The organism is Methanoculleus nereidis (genome assembly GCF_032944295.1).
Lineage (GTDB): Archaea > Halobacteriota > Methanomicrobia > Methanomicrobiales > Methanoculleaceae > Methanoculleus > Methanoculleus nereidis.
Genome location: NZ_JABFFQ010000021.1, coordinates 1 through 4369 on the forward strand (window position 1 = coordinate 1; position 4369 = coordinate 4369).

A 4369-nucleotide genomic window follows, 5' to 3' on the forward strand; every position below is an offset into this window, starting at 1 on the left:
GGGAATATTCCCCCCTCCCCTGTCCCCACCCCCCTGCGTGGCGATAGCCACCACGGTCCACTGGATCGGGCTTTTCCTCGCTATAGTTGCATTGTTGTCGTTGGTATCCCGGAATCGCTTTGACGAGAAGAGGTAATGCCTGCAACACGCAAGTAAGCCATTTCAGGCTCTGGACGCTTCAACAGGGACAGAATTTGATTGGCAAGGTAACATCGCACTCACCTACGGCTGCCCATAGATCAGCACCGTCGAAAGCACGATGAAGCCGAGCGTCGCGACGAAGAACGCGGTTTCTCCTGTTCGGAGAGGTTTTTTCCTGATATACAGGCCGGCTTTCGCCCCGTAGCCCCGGCAGAGCATGCTCGTGTAGGTGCGCTCGCCCTGCTCGTAGGACCGGATGAAGATCGTCCCGACCGTGTAGCCTACCTGGTGCAGCCGGTAGCGGTAGGGGAGGGTGCGGTCGAGGGGATCAAAACACCGGGTCGCCATCGCGGTCCGTATCCTGTTAAACATCCCGGCAAAGACGAAGATGTAGCGGACCATCATCGCGAGCGTGAGGGTGAACTCCCGGGGCAGGCCGAGCCTCCCCGCCGCCTCGATCATGTCCTGCATCTTCGTCGTCGACGAGAGCAGGATGATGAACGATACGCTGACGATAAACTTCACAAGGAGGATCGACGCGAACTCCACCGACTCCGCGTAGACCTCGATCCCGAAGGGAAGGGTCGCAATCGTATGGAAGACGTCGTAGTAGGGGTTTTTTACGAATACCTGGAACGCGACCAGGAAGATGCCGAACGGCAGGATGAGCGCGAGCCTCCGGAGGTAGACAACCGGTGAGAGACGCGATGCGGCCCAGAGGAGAGCGAAGAGGGCGACGAGGGCGGCGCCGACCTCATAGACCCTTGTCGAGTACGGCACGGCCACGATGGCCACGATGGCGGCGAGGGCGATGAGGAGTTTAACCCTCGCGTCCAGCCGGTGGACGATGCTTGTTCGGTAAGCATACCTCTCGATGAAGTAAAGGTCGTCGATCATTCTCGTCTCGCGTAGGCGTCGAGGAACGACTTCTTCGCGTCTTCGTAGGTGTAAGCCATATCGATGGCGACACCGCTCTCCTGCAGCGACCGGATCAGTCTCGGTATGGGCGGCACGTCGAGCCCTGTCCGGGCGAGGAGTTCCGGCCGGGCGAAGACCTCCCCGACCGTTCCGGAGCCCACGACGCTTCCCTTATCCATCACATAGACGTGGTCCGCCATCTCCGCAACGAGGTCGAGGTGGTGGGTCGAGAAGACCACCGTCATGCCGTACTCCCCGGGCAGCCGGTTGACGAACGCCACGAGGTCGGCGACGCCCCGGGGGTCGAGCCCCGCGGTCGGTTCGTCGAGCACCAGCACCTGCGGCTCCATCGCGAGGATGCCGGCGATGGCGACCCGTTTCTTCTCGCCGCCCGAGAGGTGGTGCGGCACGCGCTCGCGCAGGTCCTCGATCCCGAGGAGGTGCAGGGCCTCCTCGACGCGGTGGGCGACCGTCTCGTCGTCGAGGCCGAGGTTGATCGGGCCGAACGCAACGTCCTGCTCCACAGTGGGGGAGAAGATCTGGTCGTCGGGGTTCTGGAAGACGATCCCGACGAACTTCCTGACCTCACGGACGTTCTCCTTCGTGATAGGCTCGCCCCTGACCAGCACCTCGCCGGACGTGGGTTTGAGGATGCCGTTGAAGTGCTTGAAGAGCGTGCTCTTCCCGGCACCGTTCGGCCCGATGACGGCGATGCGGGACTTTTGCTCTGCGGTGACGTTCACGCCCTCGAGGGCGCGGACGTCGCCGCGGTAGGTATGGGTGAGATCGCGGGTCTCGAGCAGGTGCATGATGGCAAAATGTGGGTTTTCAGGTATCTAGTTATCGGGCCGTGCGGAGACCTTCGCGACGGCGAATACCAGCACCAGCGCAAGAAGCGTGCCGATCACGACCGCAAGCACTTCTCCGGCCTTATCCATGCCGGGGATACTGTAGTCGGGCATGACCGCCTCATACGAGAAGTCGTTCCCGGTCGCGGCGACCACCTGCTCCTCTGCGGCGCCGGCGGCATCTTCATCGAGCTCGCTCCCCATGAACGGTTTTGCACCGTAAATGCTGAAGAACGCGCTTTCAAGCCCGTCGGGGTCTCCGGACGCAAGGAACGGCGCGGCAACCGCGATCACGAGGGCGATCGCGACGCTGATGATGACGAACTGCCTTCTCTCCATTACGCGCTCACCCCTGCCGGGTGTTCGAGGATATCCGGCCGTGCCGAGGCTATCAGGTAGAGGGCGCCCGCGGTGATGCCTCCCTCGATGAGCCCGATGACCGCATGGTAGAGCCCAAGGCCGGTGAGTGCTGGAACCAGCGGGAACGTTCCGGCGATCGCGAGTTCGACCGCACAGAGGAGTGAGGAGACGAAAAGCGACGCCCATCCGGCGATGAATGCAGCGGCATACGCATTCCCTATCACGCCTTTGATGCCGGCATAACCGTAGTAGCCGATGAATCCGCCGATGACGCCCATGTTGATGATGTTTGCGCCCATGACGGTGATGCCGCCGTCGCCGAAGATGATGCCCTGCACGAGGAGCACCAGCGTCAGGACGAAGACTCCTGCGAACGGCGACCCGAGGACGATCGCCGCGAGCGCCGCACCGACCATGTGGCCGCTCGTTCCCCAGGGAATGGGGATGTTCAGCGCCTGGATGGCGAAGATGCCGGCGGCGAGGACGGCGACCAGCGGCACCTTCTCCTCTCCCATCGAACGCCGCGCCCACCGGAGGGCGAGAACAATGAAGACGAGGGCGATGACCCAGTAGATCAGGGCCTGCCCCATCGGTATAAATGCATCAGGTATATGCATAACACACCTGATGTGATTGTATTACGTTTTGATATAAATGTATTACCAAGGGGCTACTCTTGTATCATCACGTAAGAATCCGGCGTACTCCTGATGCGAAAAGTATGCCCATCGTCCTGGCCAATGCGGGTTTCAGGGCAAGTTTGCGGAGCAGGGTGCCCGGCCGGTCCATGTCGCCGTGCTCCACGATCGTCCGGATGATATCCGGGTCGTCGAGGGCCCGGCAGAGGTGGTCGATCTCCTCGGGTGCCATCCTCTGCCGCATGTGAAGCGCTTTCATCCCGATATCGAGTTCTTTCCCGAAGTCTTCCTTCCAGCGCCGCTCGTAGTCCCGGAGGCTCCCGTTGTCGAACGCCCCGCGCGCACAGCACTCCGCCGCGACGGCGGCCGCATGTTTTGCGGACCGGACGCCGGTGTAGACCCCGCCGCCCGACGTGGGCTTGGCGAACCCCGCCGCATCGCCGACGATGAGCGCCCGGCGGCCATAGGTCCGGGGCATGACCCCGAGCGGGATGACCCCGCTCACGAGGTGGAGCGAGTTTTGCCCGTAGCGGGCGATGAAGCGGTCGAAGTGGTCCTTTGCGTGCTCCCGTGCGCAGAGGCCGACACGGGCCCGGGTTGCCGAGACCGGGATCGCCCATCCGAAGAAGTCGGGCGAGGCGTTGGGGTGGAGTTCCACGTAGCGCGGGTCGATTGCGCACGGCACCTCCGCCTGCACCCCGGGGAGGTAGAGTGAAGAGCGCTGCAGGCCGAGCATGCGGGCGACGGAGCTCCGCGGGCCGTCGGCGGCTATCAGGAGGCGGAAGGGGATCTCCTCGCGCCCGCGAACGCCCCGGGTCTGGAGGGAGGTGCCGCTGATGCCTGATGCGCTGGTCTTTAAGAGGAACTCCGCGCCGGCGTCCGCCGCACTCTTTGCCATCTCCCGGTCGAGGAGGCCCCGGTCGACGACATAGGCTTTTGTGGTCCGGGCGTCGAAGAGGAGTTCCCCCCCAAGACCCGAGACCATGCGGGCGCCGCTCACTTCGTTCAAGACCGAGCGGTTCGAGACGCCGCACTCGGCGAACGCGGAGACCGAGAGCAGCCCGGCGCACTGCACCGGGTAGCCGATCGTCCCGTGCTCCTCGATACAGAGCGTCTTAAGCCCCTCTTTTGCGCACGCCCGCGCCGCAGCGCTCCCGGCAGGCCCCGCGCCCACAACGACAACATCCCAGACCAGAGTATCATGCCTCGCACGAGTTGGTTTCCGGTCGCCGGCTGTCTCTGTGGTGCAGGCCGGCGGCCCGGTTCCTGAGTAAAGTGGACGTTCGGTGATTTAAAAGGGAGCGGGTGGGGGATGGGGGGTCGAGTCGTAAGCGAGCGCTATCTTCCTCCACCTGTTTAACAGGGGTCGAGTTCTAGGTAGAACACCTGTTTTTCTTTGTGACATTGCAAACCCATGTACGGCTTCCCATTGGATATCGCCATGGGGGGTGGGGACAGGGGAGG

The 4369-nt window shown here is 63.1% G+C and carries 5 protein-coding genes; all 5 read right to left on the reverse strand.

What is annotated here, in order from left to right; genetic code table 11:
- Window positions 1-222: 222 nt before the first annotated feature.
- The gene (gene cbiQ, locus HL657_RS13370; RefSeq protein ID WP_317297312.1) at window positions 223-1038 is read right to left on the reverse strand and encodes a cobalt ECF transporter T component CbiQ; all 816 of its coding nucleotides are present in this window, start codon (window positions 1036-1038) and stop codon (window positions 223-225) included.
- Window positions 1035-1868 (reverse strand): ATP-binding cassette domain-containing protein, encoded by an 834-nt coding sequence (locus tag HL657_RS13375; RefSeq protein WP_317297313.1) that lies wholly within the window; start codon window positions 1866-1868, stop codon window positions 1035-1037. Before HL657_RS13375 ends, cbiQ begins: the two co-directional genes overlap by 4 nt.
- A 27-nt stretch (window positions 1869-1895) precedes the next feature.
- Window positions 1896-2246, reverse strand: a complete 351-nt coding sequence (locus HL657_RS13380; protein WP_317297314.1) for a PDGLE domain-containing protein — start codon at window positions 2244-2246, stop codon at window positions 1896-1898.
- Complete coding sequence (gene cbiM / locus HL657_RS13385; protein WP_317297315.1) at window positions 2246-2884, reverse strand: cobalt transporter CbiM; 639 nt, start codon at window positions 2882-2884, stop codon at window positions 2246-2248. The genes HL657_RS13380 and cbiM overlap by 1 nt, the downstream gene beginning before the upstream one ends.
- Before the next feature lie 67 nt (window positions 2885-2951).
- Window positions 2952-4100: an NAD(P)/FAD-dependent oxidoreductase gene (locus tag HL657_RS13390; protein ID WP_317297316.1), complete on the reverse strand. Its 1149-nt coding sequence runs from the start codon at window positions 4098-4100 to the stop codon at window positions 2952-2954.
- Window positions 4101-4369 lie beyond the last annotated feature (269 nt).